Raw genomic sequence first — 17,993 nt, forward strand, 5'->3', positions numbered from 1 at the left:
TTGGAGGAGGGGTTATATTGTCATTTACGATGGAAGTCATTCGTCCCGAAGAGATTAAGACGGCGATTGAAGAGCAGGTGAAGCCTGAGCCGGAAGAAGTCACGCAGTTGAAGGAGCTGGCGGCTAACAATGTGCAGGCCATCATGGAGCTGGATATCGAATCGCTCGAGAAGCGAAGACAAGTGCTGCAATCCATTGAAAGCTTTGGGATCAGCTCGATGAGATCCTCCTCGGAGAAGAATGCGCTCCTGCAGGTTCAGGTGGGGAGATTATCGAAAACCGGGGACGAAGGCGGTCAAGTGGCTAAAGGGTTAACGGAGCTGCAGCTGCAGCTGAAGGATCTGGACCCAAGCGTCGTAGATTTTGCAAAGAGTGGGCTGCTGGGCATGGTGTTTAACCCGCTGCGCCGATATTTTGCCAAGTTTCAAAAGGCTGATGCCGTCATTTCGGATATCATTATTTCCCTGGATAAAGGAAAAACCGTATTAAAGAACGACAACACCACGCTGGAGATTGAACAGCAAACCCTCCGCGAGCTCACCAAAAAGCTGCAAAAGGAAATTCAGCTGGGCATGCTCATGGACGCAGAGATCGAGTCTCAGGTCGAGGCGGCTAAAATACGGCAGGAGTCGGAGGATAAAATCCGGTTTATCACCGAGGAGGTGCTGTTTCCGCTGCGCCAGCGCGTGATGGACCTGCAGCAGATGCTGGTCGTGAACCAGCAGGGAATCATGGCCATTGAAGTGGTCATTCGGAACAACAAAGAATTAATTCGCGGCGTGGATCGAGCGAGAAACGTAACGGTAACGGCGCTGAAAATCTCGGTCACGGTGGCTAGTGCCCTGTACAACCAGAAGATTGTCCTGAAGAAAATCGAGCTGCTGAACGAAACCACGAACAACCTGATCAGCGCTACCTCCAAAATGCTGAAGGAACAAGGTGCGGCGATCCACAAGCAGTCGCTGGAAACGAGCATCTCCGTCGATACCTTGAAGCAAGCGTTCACGGATGTGCTGTCGGCGCTCGATTCCATCAGCACATACAAGCAGGAGGCTCTCCCGCGGATGCGTGAGACGATCCATCAGTTCAGTGAGCTGGCGGTCACGGGTGAGCAGCAGATCCAGCGCTTGGAGCGGGGGCAGAAGCTGGGCTTATAGGGGAAGCCAGGGATATCATCAAAAAAAGAGTGTGCAGTCGTGATGCTGCGCACTCTTTTTACTTAGTCCGAGCCTAGGCTCGCAAATAGTTGAGCAGAATGTGCTTGAGAATCGCCAGCTGCTTCTCCGGCGCGAGGTCCGGCTCGACCACTAGGATGTTTTTCTGGAGGGACAGCTTTCTGGCAAAAATGCCGAATGTATTCACGATGGTGGTCAGCGTCTCGGAAATCGGAAGATCGGCTTGAACCGATCCGTCTTCAATGCCTTGTTCCACAATCGTTGAGAATACCTGGGATATGTCCCGGTAGACGGCGTTAAACAGCTCGATGTCCTCCAGAGGCTCCGTGAACTGGGCGGCATAACTCTCGAAGTTCTCAAGCAGCTTGACGTTCGAGCTCGTCTGCTGCTCCAGCAGGGAAATGAAGTGGTCGAACAGCAGCTCCAGCTTCTCCATGCAGGAAATCGGCCGTTCCGCGATGGAACGGAAGGTTTCGAGAACGGCCTCCAGCTTTTTCGTAGCAACGGCAACGACGAGTTTCTCCTTACGCGGAAAAAACCGGAAAATGGTGGCTATGCCCATGTTGGCCTCGGTGGCGACATCCTGCATGGTGGCTGTTTCAATGCCTTTATGTGTAAATACGTACTCTGCTGCTTCGATGATGAGTTGCGTTCGGGCATTTCGGGTTTCGGGATTCATTATCGAGCCTTCTTTCAAACATGACGATTTTATTTTATCCGTATTATATCCTCCCACCCTTTTGACGACAACAAAAGTGTATACATCGGCGGAAACAGCGGCCCGCACAAGGACCGCTTATAAATCGATAACCGTTGTAAACGTAAAAACAGGAGAAGAGCCGTAGTTTTCCTCCCTTATTATAGTGGTTAAATGCAGGAGCCGGCTATCCAATGCAGAAATCAATGATCAGTGAAACGTTTGATCATCCGTATTGAAGGGAGGCGCTGCAATTGGAACAACGGAACGAACTTATGGCCGTCGCTGCAAGCAAGTTCGGACTCTTGGAGAAGGATAAGGTACAGACGCATGTTTCCGAACACAGCCTTATCCGTTCTTATCAACTTGGTGCCAAGATCGTTTATGTGCGCATAACGGATGAGTCCCACAAACCGTATGTAAAAATTGAGGGCGAGGTGCAGTGGGTCGAGTTTCTCGGAAGTAAGGGAGTCTGCGTTTCGAGGCCGCTCCATTCGGCGGCCGGAAACCTTGCGGAGCGAATCCGGATGGAGGACCGTGAATATACGGCAGTTTGTTACGAGGAGGCCAAGGGGCGTCCGGTCGGAGAGAACGATGCCGATGAGCGCTTATACAGGCGAATGGGCCAATTCATGGGCTGCATGCATCGCATCACCAAGGGGTATACCCATCTGGATCCCGTTACAAAACGGCCTGATTGGTCGGATGAGGCGGAGAAAGTTCGGCATATCGATTTGCCGCTAACCGAGAAAGGGATCACCCGTCGTTATGAGGCATTGCTCCATTATATATCGGAGCTTCCGATTGCTGTGGACGCTTATGGACTGATCCATGCGGATTTTCATTACGGCAATTTTTTTGTCTATGAGGATTCGTTATGCTTGATTGATTTTGATGCCAGCCGATATTCATGGTTCATTGATGATATTGCGGTCGCCGCGTTTTTCTCGGGTTTAACCGAAGGGGCGGATGTGGAGCCGGGTCCGTTTCTGACCCCGTTTCTGGAGGGATACCGTCTGGAGCATCATCTGGAGGAACAGTGGTTTCGAGAAATCCCGTATTTCATGAAGCTGCGAGAAATGGGGCGTTATATGAAGCTATTCCATGCCTGTGGAGGGGAGCTCGATAAACTCCATCCGTGGGGGCAATGGTATATGAGGGGACGCAAGGAAAAGATTCTGCGAAGTTTCCCAGCAATTGAATAAACGGAAAGCCTTGGTTCATGTCGAAACCAGGGCTTTTTTTAGTTAACGAAGGGGTCTGCCGCAGCGTATTCAGCCGAAGAAGAAGGTCGCCTAAACCAAGGATGAAATCATGAATTACTCGAAACAGGAAATTAATTCAAGCACGATCAATTATTGCATTGACAGCAAATAGCGAATCTATTAGTATGTGCATAACTTATTAAACCTACCAGATAACTTAGATTTTAGGGGTGCGTTCGTTTCACAAGTTTTTGACAGAGCATGATGCATACATTTCATATGCATATGTCTACTACATGGGGGGATTACAATGAAAGCCAGAAAGTTAGGTTTACTCTTATCGTCAATCGTGCTGATGATGTTGATCGCGGCATGCGGCAATGGTTCCGACCAGGCGGCAGAGAGCGCAGCCGAAGACAAAGGAAGTGAGAAGCAAGCCGAACAACAAGAGTACAAAGACGAGCTGAACATTGCACTTACGGCACAGCCGCCTACGTTGGATACGGCCTTGACGGTATCGGCGGTCGCGCTGGATACGGCAGGCAACATCTTCGAACAGCTCTACACGCTGAATGCAAACTATGAGCCCGTACCGGCTCTGGCAGAGTCGGTCGAACGAAGTGAGGATGGTTTAACGTATACGTTCGCCCTTCGCCAAGGCGTGAAGTTTCACAACGGGAAAGAGATGACGTCCGAGGATGTTGTAGCCTCGATGAACCGCTGGCTGGTGACTTCGTCCCGTGCGAAGGTGCTGCTGACGAATGCTAAATTTGAGGCCGTCGATACGTATACCGTGAAGCTGACTGTAGAGGCGCCTACATCCGACGTGTTGATTCTTATTGCATCGCAAGCGCAGTTCCCTTCCATCATGCCGAAAGAGATTGTAGACGCAGCGCCGGCTGACGGAATCAAGGAGTACATCGGTACAGGACCTTATAAATTCCAGGAATGGAAGCAGGATCAGTACATACACTTGGTGCGTAATGAAGATTATCATCAGGTGGCGGATACGGAGCCAAGCGGATTTGACGGGCGAAAAGAAGCTCCTACCCAGAATCTGTACTTTCATTTTGTCACCGACCACTCCACACGCATTGCTGGCGTGAAGACCGGACAGTACGATGTGGCGGACAGCATTCCGATCGAAAGCTATGATGAGCTTGCCGCCGACAACAATATCAATTTGCTCTCGTTCCCTGGCGGTGCCCTGACGGCATTTTTCAATACCAGCGAAGGATTGTTAAAGGACGTTAAGATTCGACAGGCCATTCTCGCCGCGTTTAATAATGAGGAGATCATGTTGGCGAGCTTCGCCAAGCCGGATTTATACTCCCTGGCACCGGGTTACCTGAATACGAACCAGGTCCAATGGTCAACCGATGCCGGAGCGGAGTATTACAACCAGTCCAACCCGGAGAAGGCCAAGCAGCTGCTGCAAGAGGCCGGTTATAACGGCGAAGAAATCACGCTGCTGACGACCAAGGACTACAATGAGATGTACACCGCGACATTGGTCATTCAGGAGCAGCTTCGTCAGATCGGCATGAACGTAAAAGTGGAGAACTTCGATTTCCCGACATTCCTGGAAACGAAGAACGACCGCTCCAAGTGGGACATATTTGTTGCCAGTACGGGTTACCAGATTACGCCGCCGCAGCTGCTGGCCGTCAATCCGGATTGGGCCGGTCTTGATAATGAAACGGTCAAGCAGGCACTGATTGATATTCGCGGCGCAGCTACGCCGGAAGCCGCCAAGCAGGAATGGGAGAAGCTGCAGGGCTTCCTGTACGAATTTGCTTCCTCCACCGTGATCGGCCATTATAATGGCGTCGTCGCCACAACGAAGAAGCTTGAAGGCTTCGAGTTGTTCGAAGCACCGGTGGTTTGGAATGCCAAAGTAGCGAAGTAAGCGTATATGGAGGGTGTTACAAGTTACCGGAGTAACTTCGATAACACCTTCCTTTTTTGAAATTGGATTCATAGACCATGTACAAATGAGGGGTTTGCCGTGCTGGCTTATATTACGAAAAGACTTTTGTCGTTGATTCCTGTACTGGCCGTTGTCACCATCGCTATTTTTCTGATCATCCACATTACGCCAGGGGATCCGGCGGCGGCCATATTGGGCATGGAGGCGTCACAGGAGGAAATACAGCAGCTGAATCAGGACCTGGGATTGGACCGCCCCATACTCGAACAATATACGAGCTGGGTAATCAACGTGTTCAAGGGGGATCTTGGGGATTCGATCTTCATGAATCAGCCGGTCAGCGAAGCGATTGCGGAGCATGTAACCCCCACGCTATCGCTGGCCATTCTGGCACAGGTTATCGCAATTATACTGGCGATTCCCTTCGGGATTATCGCTGTTTACAAGCGAGGGTCCATCGCAGATTATACGCTGATGGGGATATCCTTGCTGGGCATGGCTTTACCAAGTTTTTTGCTGGGATTGTTCCTTATGCTGTTTGTTGGCGTCAAGCTGCAGTGGCTGCCAGTGGCTGGATATGAACCGCTGAGCAGCGGGCTCTGGGAACATATGAAGTATCTGATTCTTCCCGGCATTTCCCTCGGGACCATACAGGCAGCCCTGATTACGCGGATGACCCGTTCGTCCATGCTGGAAGTGCTGAATTTGAATTTCATCAAGACAGCCAGATCCAAAGGCTTGCATGAAATGAAGGTGCTGTTCAAACATGCGTTTCGGAGCGCGTTTCTGCCCATTCTGACCGTCATTGGACAAACGTTTGGCACGTTGGTGACAGGGGCCGTGGTCGTGGAGGCGATATTCAATATTCCCGGATTGGGTCAATTGATCTTGAATTCCATTGCCAGAAGGGACTTCGCGGTGATCCAAGGCGTGGTGCTTGTCGTTACGCTTATGTACGTCACCATCAACTTAATCATCGACTTGCTTTATGGAGCGGTTGATCCGCGTGTTCGTTTGGAACGCAAATAAAAGAGGTGTGATTGGATTGGCAACTGTTCAGGAAAAAGAATACGTCGCTCAAGTCAGTAAAAAGCTTAAAAAAGAGCAGCGTGCACTAGGATATCGCCGACTGAGGTCGAACTATGGGCTTTTGATCGGAGCGACCATTTTTATTTTATTGGTGATTCTGGCGCTGATCGGACCGCTCTTCACCAACTACGGTCCGTATGACATGAAGGTTGTGGAACGTTTAATGCCGCCAGGGGCCGAGCATTGGCTGGGTACCGACGAATTCGGACGGGATTTGTTAACCAGGCTTCTCTACGGCGCCAGGGTATCGATTAGCGTAGGACTGGCGGTTGCGCTGCTGTCCTCCGCTCTGGGGCTCGTGATCGGCGTCTATGCCACGTACTACAAAACATTGGATCATATTCTCATGCGCATCTGTGACGGATTGATTGCGATTCCGGGCATCTTGTTAGCTATTGCCTTGATGGCTGCACTCGGCGCATCCGCCATCAATGTCATCACGGCGCTAACTATCGTGTTCACGCCGAATATCGCCCGGGTCGTTCGCTCGGCCGCGCTGGTGGTGCGCGAGCAAACCTACATCGAAGCGATGCATGTCCAGGGGGCAAGCTCCACGCGCATCATATGGCAGCACATCGTGCCCAATACGCTATCTCCGCTACTGGTGCAGGCTACCTTCGTGTTTGCCGAAGCCATTATTTCCGAGGCCGCGCTAAGCTTTCTCGGAGCGGGCATTCCTGCGCCTGAAGCCAGCTGGGGGAATATTCTGCAGGCGAGCAAGCTTGTTATTTACAAGGCATGGTGGATGGTTGTATTTCCAGGAGCAACGCTTGTTCTGTCTGTCCTGAGCTTAAATTTGCTGGGCGACGGGCTGCGTGATTTGCTGGATCCCCGCGTGAAGCAAAAGTTGAGAAAGTCATGAATATAAAGCTGGAGGTACTTTCATGAATAACGAGCCTCTATTGGAAGTGAACAATCTAAAAACCCATTTTCATACCGAGCGGGGGAAAGTGACGGCCGTCAACGGAGTCAGTTTTTCCATGAATAAAGGCGACATCATCGGCATTGTCGGGGAATCCGGCAGCGGAAAAAGCGTAATGTCCCAATCGATCATGAGGCTGCTGGACCATACGGATGCGATCGAGTACGAGGGAGAGATTCTGTTTGAGAGGCAGAACCTGCTGTCTCTCCCGCATTCTAAATTGCGGGCGGTCCGGGGCGACAAAATCTCCATGGTTTTTCAGGACCCGCTTACCTCCCTAAGTCCCGTATATACGATTGGCAATCAAATCGGTGAAGCTATACGCCTCCATCAGAAGAAGTCCAAGAAAGAGGCCCGTCAGCAAGCCATTGAGATTTTGCGGATGACGGGTATTCCATCTCCGGAAGTGAGAGTGGATGAATATCCCCATCAGCTGTCGGGAGGAATGCAGCAGCGTGCAATGATTGCCATGGCGCTTTCCTGTGAGCCCGACCTTTTGATAGCGGATGAACCGACAACCGCGCTCGACGTAACGATTCAAGCGCAGATTCTGGAGCTCATTGCAGACTTGAACCGCAAAATGGGCATGGGCGTGCTGTTCATAACGCATGATCTGGGTGTCGTATCGGAAATTTGTACGGGTGTGAAGGTGATGTACTTAGGACAAATCGTGGAGGAAGCCCCTACGGAGCGCTTGTTTCACACGCCGCTGCATCCCTATACGCAGGGACTGATTCAATCGATCCCCAAGCTGGAAGGAGACAGGAGGGATCCGCTTCATGTCATTGAGGGAACGGTGCCCTCACTCACGGATATTCCTCAGGGCTGCGGCTTTTCTACACGATGTCCCTATGCCGATGAGTTATGCCGTACCTCGGAGCCGCCGATGCGAATGGCCCATACAGACCATCGAGTGAAGTGCTGGCATTACGAGGCTATATCCGAGCAGGAAGGGAGGGAGACAACCGTTGGAACAAGCATCTGAACATTCGATTTTAAAAGTAAGCTCCCTTCACAAGCAGTTTCCGGTGTACGGATCTTTCGGTAAGTTATGGGGCGCCAAGGGATATGTGAAAGCCGTAACGGATGTTTCCTTTCAATTAAGAGAGGGAGAAACGTACGGTCTTGTTGGAGAATCCGGTTCCGGTAAAACCACCACGGGGCGTACGATCTTAGGATTAACCCCGTCAAGCCAAGGTCAGGTTCTATACCGGGACCGGGATTTGGCTGCGATGTCGAGGGAGGAAATGCGGAACTTCCGCAGGGACGTACAGCTTGTTTTTCAAGATCCGTTCTCCTCACTTAACCCGAGGAAGAGAATCGGCCGGATTCTGGAGGAACCCCTGATTATTCATAAAATGGGTGACAAGGCAGAGCGTCAGGAAAAAGTCTTTCACATCTTGAAAACCGTGGGCCTGCAGCCGGAGCATTATTTCCGTTTTCCCCATGAATTCTCAGGTGGTCAACGCCAGCGTTTAGGCTTGGCGCGCGCGCTTATTATGAATCCGAAGATTATCGTATGCGACGAGCCGGTCTCGGCACTGGATGTCTCCATTCAGTCGCAAATTTTGAATATGCTCAAGCACCTGCAGCGGGAATTGAAATTAACGCTATTATTTATTACGCATGATATCAGCGTGGTTCGTTATATTTCCGATCGGATCGGGATTATGTATCTCGGAAAAATAATGGAGGAGGCTTTGACGGACGATTTGTTCCATGAGCCATTGCATCCCTATACGAAGGCACTGTTCTCGGCGGTACCTGACTTTACCCGCAGCCGATTAAAGGAACGGATCATGTTGCGGGGGGAAATCCCGTCCCCCTTATCGCCGCCAAGCGGTTGTGTTTTTCATACGCGCTGTCCCTATGCAACGGATCTATGCAAGGCAGAAGTTCCGGCTTTAAGAGAAGTTCGGCAGAGCCAAAAGGTAGCTTGTCATCTGGTTGATGAGAGCCGTTCATCCTGAAACGAAGACTAAAAGAAAAGAGGCTAGAACATGACAACGTTAAAAATCATAGAGGGCCAGGATCAAATATTCAATGAAGCTGGGTTTCAGATCGCAGGAAACCATGGCCCGAATCTGGAGGGCGGCCTGTCTCCGAGAGAGCTGCTGGAAGCGTCCCTGGCGCTGTGCGTATCCATCTCGCTCCAAAAAATAATGGCTTACGACGGCGTGGATTACGATAAGTCTTCCATTCATATCGAAGTGTCATCGGTAAAGGCAGAGGATAAAAGCAATAAGTTCTCGCATTTCAACGTCCATGTCACACTGCCGCCAACCCTGGAGGCAGCGTACAAGGAGAAGCTGAAATCTGTTGTAGAGCGCGCCTGCACGATCGGCAATACGCTGAAGAGCGAGGCCGTTGTTGAACTGATCGAAGTGAATGAACCCATCGAAACGGGCAGCAATGCGTAATGGATAAGCTTCTGTGTTAATCTTTCAAGCCAATCCAACAACAGCCTTAGTCCAGGATTCATCGCGGACTAAGGCTGTTGTGTTCTTCAGGGACCGTGAATGCACTATTATGTGTACATGCTGCATCTATTTTCACCGTATGCCGTATGGCGTTTAGTTACGCCTTTGGCATCGGGGTATACCTTCCGGTCTCCATCATCAGATTCGAGGGTGATGTAGTAATACGTTCGGGATGAATTGCCCAGAATGCATCATGCACCAGAATCCGCATAATGCAATCCTAGCTGATAAGCTCGTTCGAGCAAACTCTCCATATGCTCCGGTCTGCCTTCTAACGTATCATAGAAGAATTCCACACGGGAATTTTTGATTCCGGAGTAGTCGGCCATCCCGATATTGAGGGAAAGGGATAACATCTGATCATAGCCCCGCTTGGCAAAATGGTCTTCCGAAGCTCCCGCGAGCGCCAGCCATAACACCTGTTGGTGATGAAGCTTTGATCCGCCGCCGTAAGCAAAGCCATGATTCCAGACACGATCGATATACCCTTTCAGCATGGCCGGGATTCCGTACCACCACACCGGGAAGATATAGGCCAGCGCGTCGTACTCCTTCATTCGTGCGATTTCGGCCTCAACCTCAGGAGAATACCGTTTGTTAGGATCAGACCAATCGGGTTCGTCTGCCTCCCACAGGACTGGATTGAAACCGATGCGGTGAAGATCCAGAATTTCCGCTTCATGCCCGGAGTCCCGAAGCCCCTGTATAAACTTTTCGGTAACTGCAAAAGTAAAGGAATTTTCGCGTGGATGCGTAACAACCGTTAATACCTTCATGAAGGTTCACCGTCTCTTTCTTCTCTTCGAATTTGAATGCCGAATTGTTCAATACGTTTCATTGCAGTTTCAAGAGGAACCAACGTTTCCGGTAGATAGAAGCCTCCGGAAGCAGGAGGTGAGCCGTCCCAGCCCAGAATGCGCTCAATGGAAAGGAGAATCCCGAGGGCCGTAAAATGCGCCTGTCCTTTCGGATCGGTCAACGCGATTCTCCGTTTCGTGGAACGGCCGTCAAGAAGTACGCCTTCAAGGTCAATGTAGAGGTCTTGGGATGCCCTGCCTCCAGCCCGTGTTCCTATGGAGTCATGGATGGCGAAGTCGAATCGAATATTAGGCGCTCCCGTAACAGCCCCGAGGCTTGGAACATCCAATAAACTCATGGGATGGCCTTCTACCCGGGAACCGTTTGAAAGACTTATGCTTCTCGGATACTTCGCAGCCTCAACCCATTTCCATATCGCGTTTTCCCGGAGGAGAGCACGGCTGATAAACCCTTCGGTTTCCTCGAGCGTCATAGGCCCCATCGGATCGCGTTCATCATAGTGACCAGTCAAACCGATCGATTGGATGCTTCGGAAAGACTTCGCCTCCTGATACGCGACCAAGGTCAGGATCCCCGCTTGCGAATGTCCCAAAGGCACAATCGGCGCTTGAGGGGGATGGTTTTGCATGGCGAATAGAATCGGCGTCAGTTCGTCGGCAAGCTTCGTAATCCCGATATGTGCAGTTCCTTTTGCAAGGGCCTCTTGAATGAGGAGGTCGGCCGGATCCTGAATGGTAGAAACGATAAGGTCGACTTGATCCAGCTCCGCTGGAGACTGACCCTGGCGGATATCTAAAAAAGCGGTACGGGCGTTCCCCAGCTCTTGCACTAATAAGCTCCCCTTCTCGGGATGCCTTCCGGCGAGTATAATCTCGGCATCTTGATTGATCTTTCGGATATGCCGGGCAACAGCACTTCCGATTACGCCATAACCTCCGGCAATGTAAATACGCTGCATGCCATTTCACCTCCAATTTCCATGCTGAAGTACTGGTATAAGGGGATTATGTAACATATAATGACGGAAAGGAAGTACGCACTTAATTGTTCTATAGGTACCTAAAAGTATCATTAGTACCCCAAAGTGCCTGTTATCAGTCCGATGCCACTTCCGTTCGAAAAGGAGAGAAGTTCTTATGAATGGGGAGCGACAATACAATATTCCGTCTGAGGCGACCATGGATGTCATCGGCGGCAAATGGAAGGTCATTGTGCTGTGCCACTTAAGTTATGGCCCCAAGCGAACGAGTGAAATAAAGAAGCAGATGCCGGATATTACGCAGAAAATGTTAACGCAGACGCTGCGGGAGCTGGAGGAGGATGGGATTATCACGCGAACGGTCTTTAATCAAGTGCCGCCTAAGGTCGTCTACGAGCTGAGTGAATTGGGCGTTTCACTACAACCGATCCTTGATCAAATCTGTGAATGGGGCGAGAAGTACTTGAATGGAAAATCGAAGGTAATTACACCTTGAGGACAGACAAAATAAAAGCTGCTGACCTAATAAGGGTCCGTAGCTTTTTATTTTTAAAATTGTCGCTCCATATTTTCCATAGGATAGAGGAATAGCCCCGAACTCCGTAGAATAATTAGTTCTTTAGACTCATTAAAATCCGGGCGCATTCGCACCTTTCTTTGTTTGTCGAGAAATTGAATAGTTACTATAGATATAATATGGAGAAGTGCAGGACTAGGGTGGCCGTGAAAATAAGGATTGCCTTTTCCTGGCATGCACAGGGGCGAGTCACCGTGAATTAATAGAAACGTTATCCGCTAGGAAACGTATGATCTTCATAGGACTTAAGAATTACTCACAAAAGGGGTGTGCACAGCTCAGATGGACGGCAATTATAACTATTATATTGTTGGGCTTTCAATTGCGATTGCGATACTTGCTTCATACTCGGCTTTAAATATTACATCCAAAATTTCAGAGGCGAACGGCAAATCCAAGTTTTTTTGGCTATTCGGCGGCGCTATGGTCATGGGAAGCGGCGTTTGGTCCATGCATTTTGTCGGCATGCTGGCCATGCACATGAATATGAATGTGAGGTACGATGTCTTTCTGACCATCATGTCGATGTTAGCCAGCGTGGTTTCCTCCTTCATCGCGTTTTATATTACGATGCCCAAAAATATTAACTGGTCCAAAATCGCCATTGGCGGTTTCATTATGGGAAGCGGCATTGTCATCATGCATTACATGGGAATGGAAGCCATGGTCATACATGCTGAGATCAGTTATGATCACGGCCTTTGGGTACTGTCCGCCATCATAGCATTGGTAGCTTCCTATGCGGCTTTATTATTGTTTCTCCGCTTTCGGAATCATCCCAAGTCCAGCTTTCTCAAGTGGGGCTCGGCGGTTGTCATGGGATTTGCCGTATGCGGGATGCATTATACCGGCATGAAAGCTGCACGGTTTGAGGCTCATGCCGGTATGATCACGCAGCAGCCGCAGTCTGTCGATTTTCTGCTTCTGTATGGTGTGACGGTCACGATTTTTGTCATCCTGCTGATTTCCTGGGGGGCGATGTTCTTTGACCGGCATGTGCTGGAAAAGCTGGCCTATCAGGATACCATCACGGGATTGCCTAACCGAAATGAAATGAACCGATTCTTTGAGACGAATGCCGAGACGGAGAAAATTACGATCCTGTTTCTGGATTTGGACCAATTTAAGGCGATCAACGATACGCTGGGTCATAATGTTGGGGATATGCTGGTCCAGGAAGTGGGTAAGCGACTGCGTCAATTCATTGGAAGCGGCCAGCAGGTATTCCGGATCGGCGGGGACGAATTTCTGATTATTTTAAAGCGAAGCGACCCCAATTATGCCCAGCGCTTAGCAGACGATATACTCCAAAAAATAAAAAACGTCTACCATATCGACGGTAACGAGCTGTATGTGACGGCAAGCATCGGAATCAGCATCGGTTCTGTCCATAGCTCTGACCGTACGACGCTGCTGAAGAATGCGGACACCGCCATGTATAAAGCGAAGGGGCTGGGCAAGAATCAGCAATGCCTCTATGACGAGGAGATGGGTCTTCAAGAGGTTCGTAAAATGGAATTGGAGAAGGACCTGCAGCGAGCGCTTGAATTGAAGGAATTCTTCATTGCATATCAGCCGAAATGGAATGTGCAGAGCGATCGCTTGGTCGGATTTGAGGCGCTGCTCCGCTGGAAGCATCCCCGATTAGGCGTGGTATCCCCGCTTGAATTCATACCGATTGCGGAAGAGACGGGGCTGATTATACCGATGACCCGATGGACGCTTGAGGAAGCATGCAAACAGTGCAAGGTGTGGCAGGAGAGAGGAATCGTCCAGCCCGTCTCGGTGAATTTATCGATTCGTTTATTTCATGGCGACAATCTGCTGGAGCTTATTCAAAACGTGCTGGACAAGGCGAATCTGGAACCTCGCTTGTTAGAGCTGGAGATAGCAGAGTCCATGGTGCTGCACGATGTGAATGATATTATCCGCCAGCTTGGGAATATCAGGTCCTTGGGGGTCAAGGTCTCCATGGATGATTTCGGAACCGGTTATTCCTCGATTGGACTCCTCGACCGGATTCCGATTGATGCTCTAAAGCTGGACCGCCAGTTCACCAATGATTTGGACACGCCCAGCAAACGCGCCATCGTCAACGCCATCGTTCTTATGGCAGAGAATTTGAATTTGGATGTCATTGCGGAAGGTGTAGAGAACAAGGAGCATATCGACTTTTTGACCGGACTTGGCTGCCATGTCATGCAGGGTTATTATTACGGAAAGCCGATGGATATCAATGAGATTAAGGTCTGGATGTACGACCAAGAACACAAGAACGAAGAGACCGTGACCCTTCGATGAAAAGTAGAAGGAATAGATACAGATCATACGAATAGCGGGCACCGTGAGGTGTCCGTTATGTTGTGATTGGAGACATATAATAACCGCCTGGGCCCCTCAAGTCTCTGCAATTAAACAAAATAGGCAATTTTCGCACGAGGGAAATATTCTTGGATCCCCTTCTCGAACAACTGCTGGAATTCCTCGACGGTTTCGGCCTTATAGACATATTTAAACTTTCCGTACCTTCCCCATTTTAACTGCCGATCTTCCTCGTCCATATTCAGTTTGGTTTTGGGGTAACGCTTTAATATGGTGTTTTTGGCCGTTTTGGTAAAGCGGTGTTGAATGAGCTCGAACGTCAGATCCTCTACCTCCACATGGCTTAATCGCTCATGAAGCTTCTCTAACAAATGCCAGTATCCCTCTTGCCATCCGTCATATTTGACGATCGGGGCAATGATGAAACCTAACGGATATCCGGCTTCGGCAATTTTGCCCGCGGCTTCAATCCGTTCTTCGAAGGAAGAGGTGCCCGGCTCGAAATAACGGATGACATAATCGGAATTGATGGAGAAGCGGACCCTGGTATGGCCGCCGTGATCGATATTCAGAAGGGAATCGATGTTGGCGAACTTCGTCACGAATCGCAGTCGGCCATATTCCTGCTTGGCCATAAATTCAATGTAATAGGCAAGTGCTCCGGTCAAATGCTCAAGCGATACGGGATCCCCCGTGCAAGCAGCTTCGAAACGCGTAATCTCCGGGGCCCGATCCTCGATATAGGCCTTTGCTTTATCCAGGATTTGATCCAGGTTCACGTAAATCCGCACATAGGGTTTCGAGCTCATCGTCGTTTGCAGGTAGCAGTAATGACAATGTCCCGCACATCCGGTAGTTAGCGGGATGGCATATTCCGCTGACGGCTTGGAGGTATCGAAGTCCAATGTTTTCCTGATCCCGACAACCAGCGTTCTCTTGGCGTTGCGGTATTTTTCAGTTTCCGATTCTCCTGGAATGCCGGTCACCCTATTATGAGAGGTCGTCATTTTAATGGGGGTACCTAATTCTTCAAACCATGCATACAGCTTCTTTCCAAGCGGATACTCCAACGCGTCCGGCTCAAAAAAGACCAGTTCCGGGTCAAAACGCTCCAAATAATCTCCCTCCCCGCTAAATAAAGAATATGATGTATAGGATTGGCAACCGTCGTGATGATCATGCATAGTTCAAGTTATCCAAAGGTGAAACGGATAAGCAGGCTTAAGCATGATTATGAAAGCCCTTTCCGAATTCTATGATATACTACGACATAACAGGCATACCATTTATAACAACCTATATTTTCCTGTATGATTTCCCATACTTTTCATATGCAAAGGAGATTTCATGATGTTTAATGTTCTTGTTGTTGACGATGAGTCCGTTCAAAGAGAAGGCATTAAGGATTTGATCTCTCAGTACCGCTTCCCCTTTCAAGTATTGGAGGCCGAGAACGGAATGAGCGCGGAGCGGATTCTGGTGGAAAATGCGATTGATATCCTCATCACCGACGTTAGAATGCCTCTGATGGACGGACTTGCGCTAAGCAAACAAGCCCGAAAGATGCAGCAGGATCTAAAGATTGTCATTTGCAGTGGTTATGACGAATTTGAATATGCCCGCAGCGCCATCCGGCTGGGCGTGGTAAATTACTTGCTGAAGCCGCTGGTCAGGGAGGAGTTTCTGGAGGTGATGGAGGACATTACCCAGATCAGCCCTTATGGAGGGGACTACCAGCAGGAGTCGTTGGAATCCAAGGTTATCCTTCAGGTCAAGGATTATGTGAAGGATCATTACCAGCGGGACATTTCGTTGTCGGATGCAGCCCATGATGTATATCTGTCCCCGGGGTATTTAAGTATTTTGTTCAAGAAAGAGACCGGCGAGAACTTCTCGAAGTATTTGACCGATTACCGCTTGCGGCGGGCAAGCCATCTGCTCCAGAATTCCAATATGAAGGTCAATGATATCGCTGTAGCGGTTGGCATCGATAACCATTCCTACTTTGCCAAGCTGTTCAAAAGCAAGTTCGGCGTGAGTCCGATACAGTATAGAGAGTGCGGGGTGCTCCATGATCGGGTGGATCAAGAACAAGTTCAATGATATCAGGTTCCGCAACAAACTGCTGCTGTCCCACTTGGTGATTGCACTCATTCCCATTCTTCTGCTCGGGCTGCTCTCCTTCATTCAGTCCTATCGCATTCAGATGAAGGAACTGCGGAGCGAGGCCGAAGCCAGCCTGGAGCAGGTGGCGAACATTATGGATTACAAGATTAACCGGTATAATACGCTGAGCGAGTTCATGGTGCTGAATCGGGATTTATCCCAAATTTTCATTAAGGATTACGAAGAGAACTATTTTAACATGTACCTGGATTTCCGGGATATCCTGGAGCCGTTGATCTCGAACATCCGGCTGATGGACGAGGATATTGAGGCCATTACCTTTTATACATCCGGTGAGCTGCTGGGGATTCGCGACAATATTTTGCCGATCGGGGATCTTAAGAGCAAGTCTTGGTATGACGGATTTCGGGGCAGGCGCTGGATTGTGGACGGGGAGAAGCTTTATCTCGTTCAGGAGCTGATCAGCAATCCGAAGGACAGCAATTTCATGGTCATTTCCATTCAGCATGACAGCATCTTTGCAGACCTGGACAAGCTGTCGGAGCATGTGGCGGTTCATATCGAGGATGCTGAGCAGCGGGTGATATTCAAGGAAAGCAAGGCGCCGGATGCATCTGCCGGTTTGGAGGATGGGGAGCCGAGCGGGCTGAGCCTAAGCCGATCACTCGCTAACAATGGCTGGACGGTTCACTATCATTTGCTGAACACGAATGCATACGCCAATGCGCTCGGTATTTTTCAAATTACATTGTTTGTCATGATCCTCAGCTTGATCATTACCTTCCTGCTCATTTATGTGATCTCCAACAATTTCACGCGCAGAATTATCCATATCAAGAACAAAGTAGACAAGGTGGAGCAGAACAATCTGGATGTCATTATCCAAAGCTCGTCCAGGGATGAATTCGGTGAGCTGACCAACGGTATCGGCAAAATGCTGAAACGGATCAACAGCCTTATCTCCCAGGTGTATCAAGCCGAAATCGCCAAGAGGGAAAGCGAATATAACAAGCTGATCAATCAGATTAATCCGCACTTCCTATACAACACCCTCTCCTTTATCCGGTGGAGGGCCGAGAAGAAGGCGGATATCGAAACGAGTTATATGGTATCGGCATTGGCCCGGTTCTATAGAACGACGCTGAATCAGGGGAGGCATATGGCAACGATCAAGGATGAGGTGCAGCACATCAAGGCTTACCTGGATTTGCAGCTTATTATGAATGATGGGCGGTTTGACGTCGATTATCATATTGATGAGAGAGTGTTGCATACCGAGGTCATCCATTTTATTCTGCAGCCGATTGTGGAGAATGCCATCAAACACGGATTTGTGGAGGCCAGAGGGGCAGATTACCAGATCCACATTGGGGTCAGCCAGGTCGAAGGGGGAATTAAACTAATCGTCAGCGATAACGGGGTGGGCATGACTCCCGTGCAGGCGGCGAGGCTGCTGGCCGGAGAGAGCGGGGGCTGCGGTGTTCGGAACGTGAATGACCGGATCAAGCTGTATTACGGACAGGATTACGGACTCGATATTCATAGTGAGTCAGGCAGCGGAACGGAAGTATCGATGGTCATTCCGGCTTCCTGAACAGCGAGCGTTATTCCGTCCATAGCATTGGTCATGAAAGCGGTGTGCTGAGGCAGCCGCTTTTTTTGTAGTTTGAA

General features: G+C 49.7%; 16 protein-coding genes. 12 read left to right on the top strand and 4 right to left on the bottom strand.

All coding sequences use genetic code 11. From position 1 onward, the window contains the following. The first annotated feature begins 17 nt into the window (after nucleotides 1-17). Nucleotides 18-1,157, top strand: a complete 1,140-nt coding sequence (locus ACETK5_RS21620) for a toxic anion resistance protein (RefSeq protein WP_326111626.1) — start codon at nucleotides 18-20, stop codon at nucleotides 1,155-1,157. Between the two features lie 73 nt (nucleotides 1,158-1,230). On the opposite strand, the gene ACETK5_RS21625 is transcribed toward ACETK5_RS21620, so the two are convergent. Then, nucleotides 1,231-1,854: a TetR/AcrR family transcriptional regulator gene (locus ACETK5_RS21625; RefSeq protein WP_100539771.1), complete on the bottom strand. Its 624-nt coding sequence runs from the start codon at nucleotides 1,852-1,854 to the stop codon at nucleotides 1,231-1,233. Between the two features lie 272 nt (nucleotides 1,855-2,126). Between ACETK5_RS21625 and ACETK5_RS21630 the strand changes: the two genes are divergently transcribed. The 7 genes from ACETK5_RS21630 (at nucleotide 2,127) to ACETK5_RS21660 (ending at nucleotide 9,438) form a co-directional block, all read left to right on the top strand. Next, nucleotides 2,127-3,077, top strand: a complete 951-nt coding sequence (locus tag ACETK5_RS21630; protein WP_326111625.1) for a phosphotransferase enzyme family protein — start codon at nucleotides 2,127-2,129, stop codon at nucleotides 3,075-3,077. 310 nt (nucleotides 3,078-3,387) lie between these two features. Continuing rightward, on the top strand, nucleotides 3,388-4,986 hold the full coding sequence (locus ACETK5_RS21635) for an ABC transporter substrate-binding protein (RefSeq protein WP_326111624.1): 1,599 nt from the start codon (nucleotides 3,388-3,390) through the stop codon (nucleotides 4,984-4,986). Nucleotides 4,987-5,085: 99 nt separating this feature from the next. Further along, entirely contained in the window at nucleotides 5,086-6,036 is a 951-nt protein-coding gene (locus ACETK5_RS21640; RefSeq protein WP_394057795.1) for an ABC transporter permease, read from the top strand. A gap of 16 nt (nucleotides 6,037-6,052) precedes the next feature. Further along, nucleotides 6,053-6,958: an ABC transporter permease gene (locus ACETK5_RS21645; protein WP_326111621.1), complete on the top strand. Its 906-nt coding sequence runs from the start codon at nucleotides 6,053-6,055 to the stop codon at nucleotides 6,956-6,958. Nucleotides 6,959-6,980: 22 nt separating this feature from the next. Continuing rightward, entirely contained in the window at nucleotides 6,981-8,003 is a 1,023-nt protein-coding gene (locus tag ACETK5_RS21650; protein WP_326111620.1) for an ABC transporter ATP-binding protein, read from the top strand. Then, a complete protein-coding gene (locus ACETK5_RS21655) occupies nucleotides 7,987-8,988 on the top strand; it encodes an ABC transporter ATP-binding protein (RefSeq protein WP_326111619.1) in 1,002 nt (333 codons plus the stop codon). The genes ACETK5_RS21650 and ACETK5_RS21655 overlap by 17 nt, the downstream gene beginning before the upstream one ends. Nucleotides 8,989-9,018: 30 nt before the next feature. After that, nucleotides 9,019-9,438: an OsmC family protein gene (locus tag ACETK5_RS21660; RefSeq protein WP_394057798.1), complete on the top strand. Its 420-nt coding sequence runs from the start codon at nucleotides 9,019-9,021 to the stop codon at nucleotides 9,436-9,438. A 251-nt stretch (nucleotides 9,439-9,689) separates the two neighbouring features. Here ACETK5_RS21660 and ACETK5_RS21665 read toward each other — a convergent pair whose 3' ends face one another. Together ACETK5_RS21665 and ACETK5_RS21670 are read right to left on the bottom strand one after the other, a co-directional pair. After that, on the bottom strand, nucleotides 9,690-10,274 hold the full coding sequence (locus tag ACETK5_RS21665) for an NAD(P)H oxidoreductase (protein WP_326111616.1): 585 nt from the start codon (nucleotides 10,272-10,274) through the stop codon (nucleotides 9,690-9,692). Then, entirely contained in the window at nucleotides 10,271-11,275 is a 1,005-nt protein-coding gene (locus ACETK5_RS21670) for an SDR family oxidoreductase (RefSeq protein WP_326111615.1), read from the bottom strand. Before ACETK5_RS21670 ends, ACETK5_RS21665 begins: the two co-directional genes overlap by 4 nt. A 178-nt stretch (nucleotides 11,276-11,453) precedes the next feature. Here ACETK5_RS21670 and ACETK5_RS21675 point away from each other — a divergent pair, with 178 nt between their 5' ends. After that, nucleotides 11,454-11,792, top strand: coding sequence for a winged helix-turn-helix transcriptional regulator (locus ACETK5_RS21675; RefSeq protein WP_100539780.1), 339 nt, complete (start codon nucleotides 11,454-11,456; stop codon nucleotides 11,790-11,792). A 363-nt stretch (nucleotides 11,793-12,155) separates the two neighbouring features. After that, nucleotides 12,156-14,174 carry a bifunctional diguanylate cyclase/phosphodiesterase gene (locus ACETK5_RS21680; protein ID WP_326111614.1) on the top strand — a complete coding sequence of 673 codons (2,019 nt, stop codon included), beginning with the start codon at nucleotides 12,156-12,158 and terminating at the stop codon, nucleotides 14,172-14,174. 110 nt (nucleotides 14,175-14,284) lie between these two features. On the opposite strand, the gene splB is transcribed toward ACETK5_RS21680, so the two are convergent. Beyond that, a complete protein-coding gene (gene splB, locus ACETK5_RS21685; protein WP_326111612.1) occupies nucleotides 14,285-15,310 on the bottom strand; it encodes a spore photoproduct lyase in 1,026 nt (341 codons plus the stop codon). A gap of 235 nt (nucleotides 15,311-15,545) precedes the next feature. Between splB and ACETK5_RS21690 the strand changes: the two genes are divergently transcribed. Both ACETK5_RS21690 and ACETK5_RS21695 read left to right on the top strand, forming a co-directional pair. Continuing rightward, nucleotides 15,546-16,298 (top strand): response regulator transcription factor, encoded by a 753-nt coding sequence (locus tag ACETK5_RS21690; RefSeq protein WP_243390903.1) that lies wholly within the window; start codon nucleotides 15,546-15,548, stop codon nucleotides 16,296-16,298. Further along, nucleotides 16,267-17,916, top strand: a complete 1,650-nt coding sequence (locus ACETK5_RS21695) for a sensor histidine kinase (protein ID WP_394057802.1) — start codon at nucleotides 16,267-16,269, stop codon at nucleotides 17,914-17,916. Before ACETK5_RS21690 ends, ACETK5_RS21695 begins: the two co-directional genes overlap by 32 nt. Nucleotides 17,917-17,993 lie beyond the last annotated feature (77 nt).

This window comes from Paenibacillus ilasis (genome assembly GCF_043195395.1).
Classification (GTDB): Bacteria; Bacillota; Bacilli; order Paenibacillales; family Paenibacillaceae; genus Paenibacillus_AQ; species Paenibacillus_AQ lautus.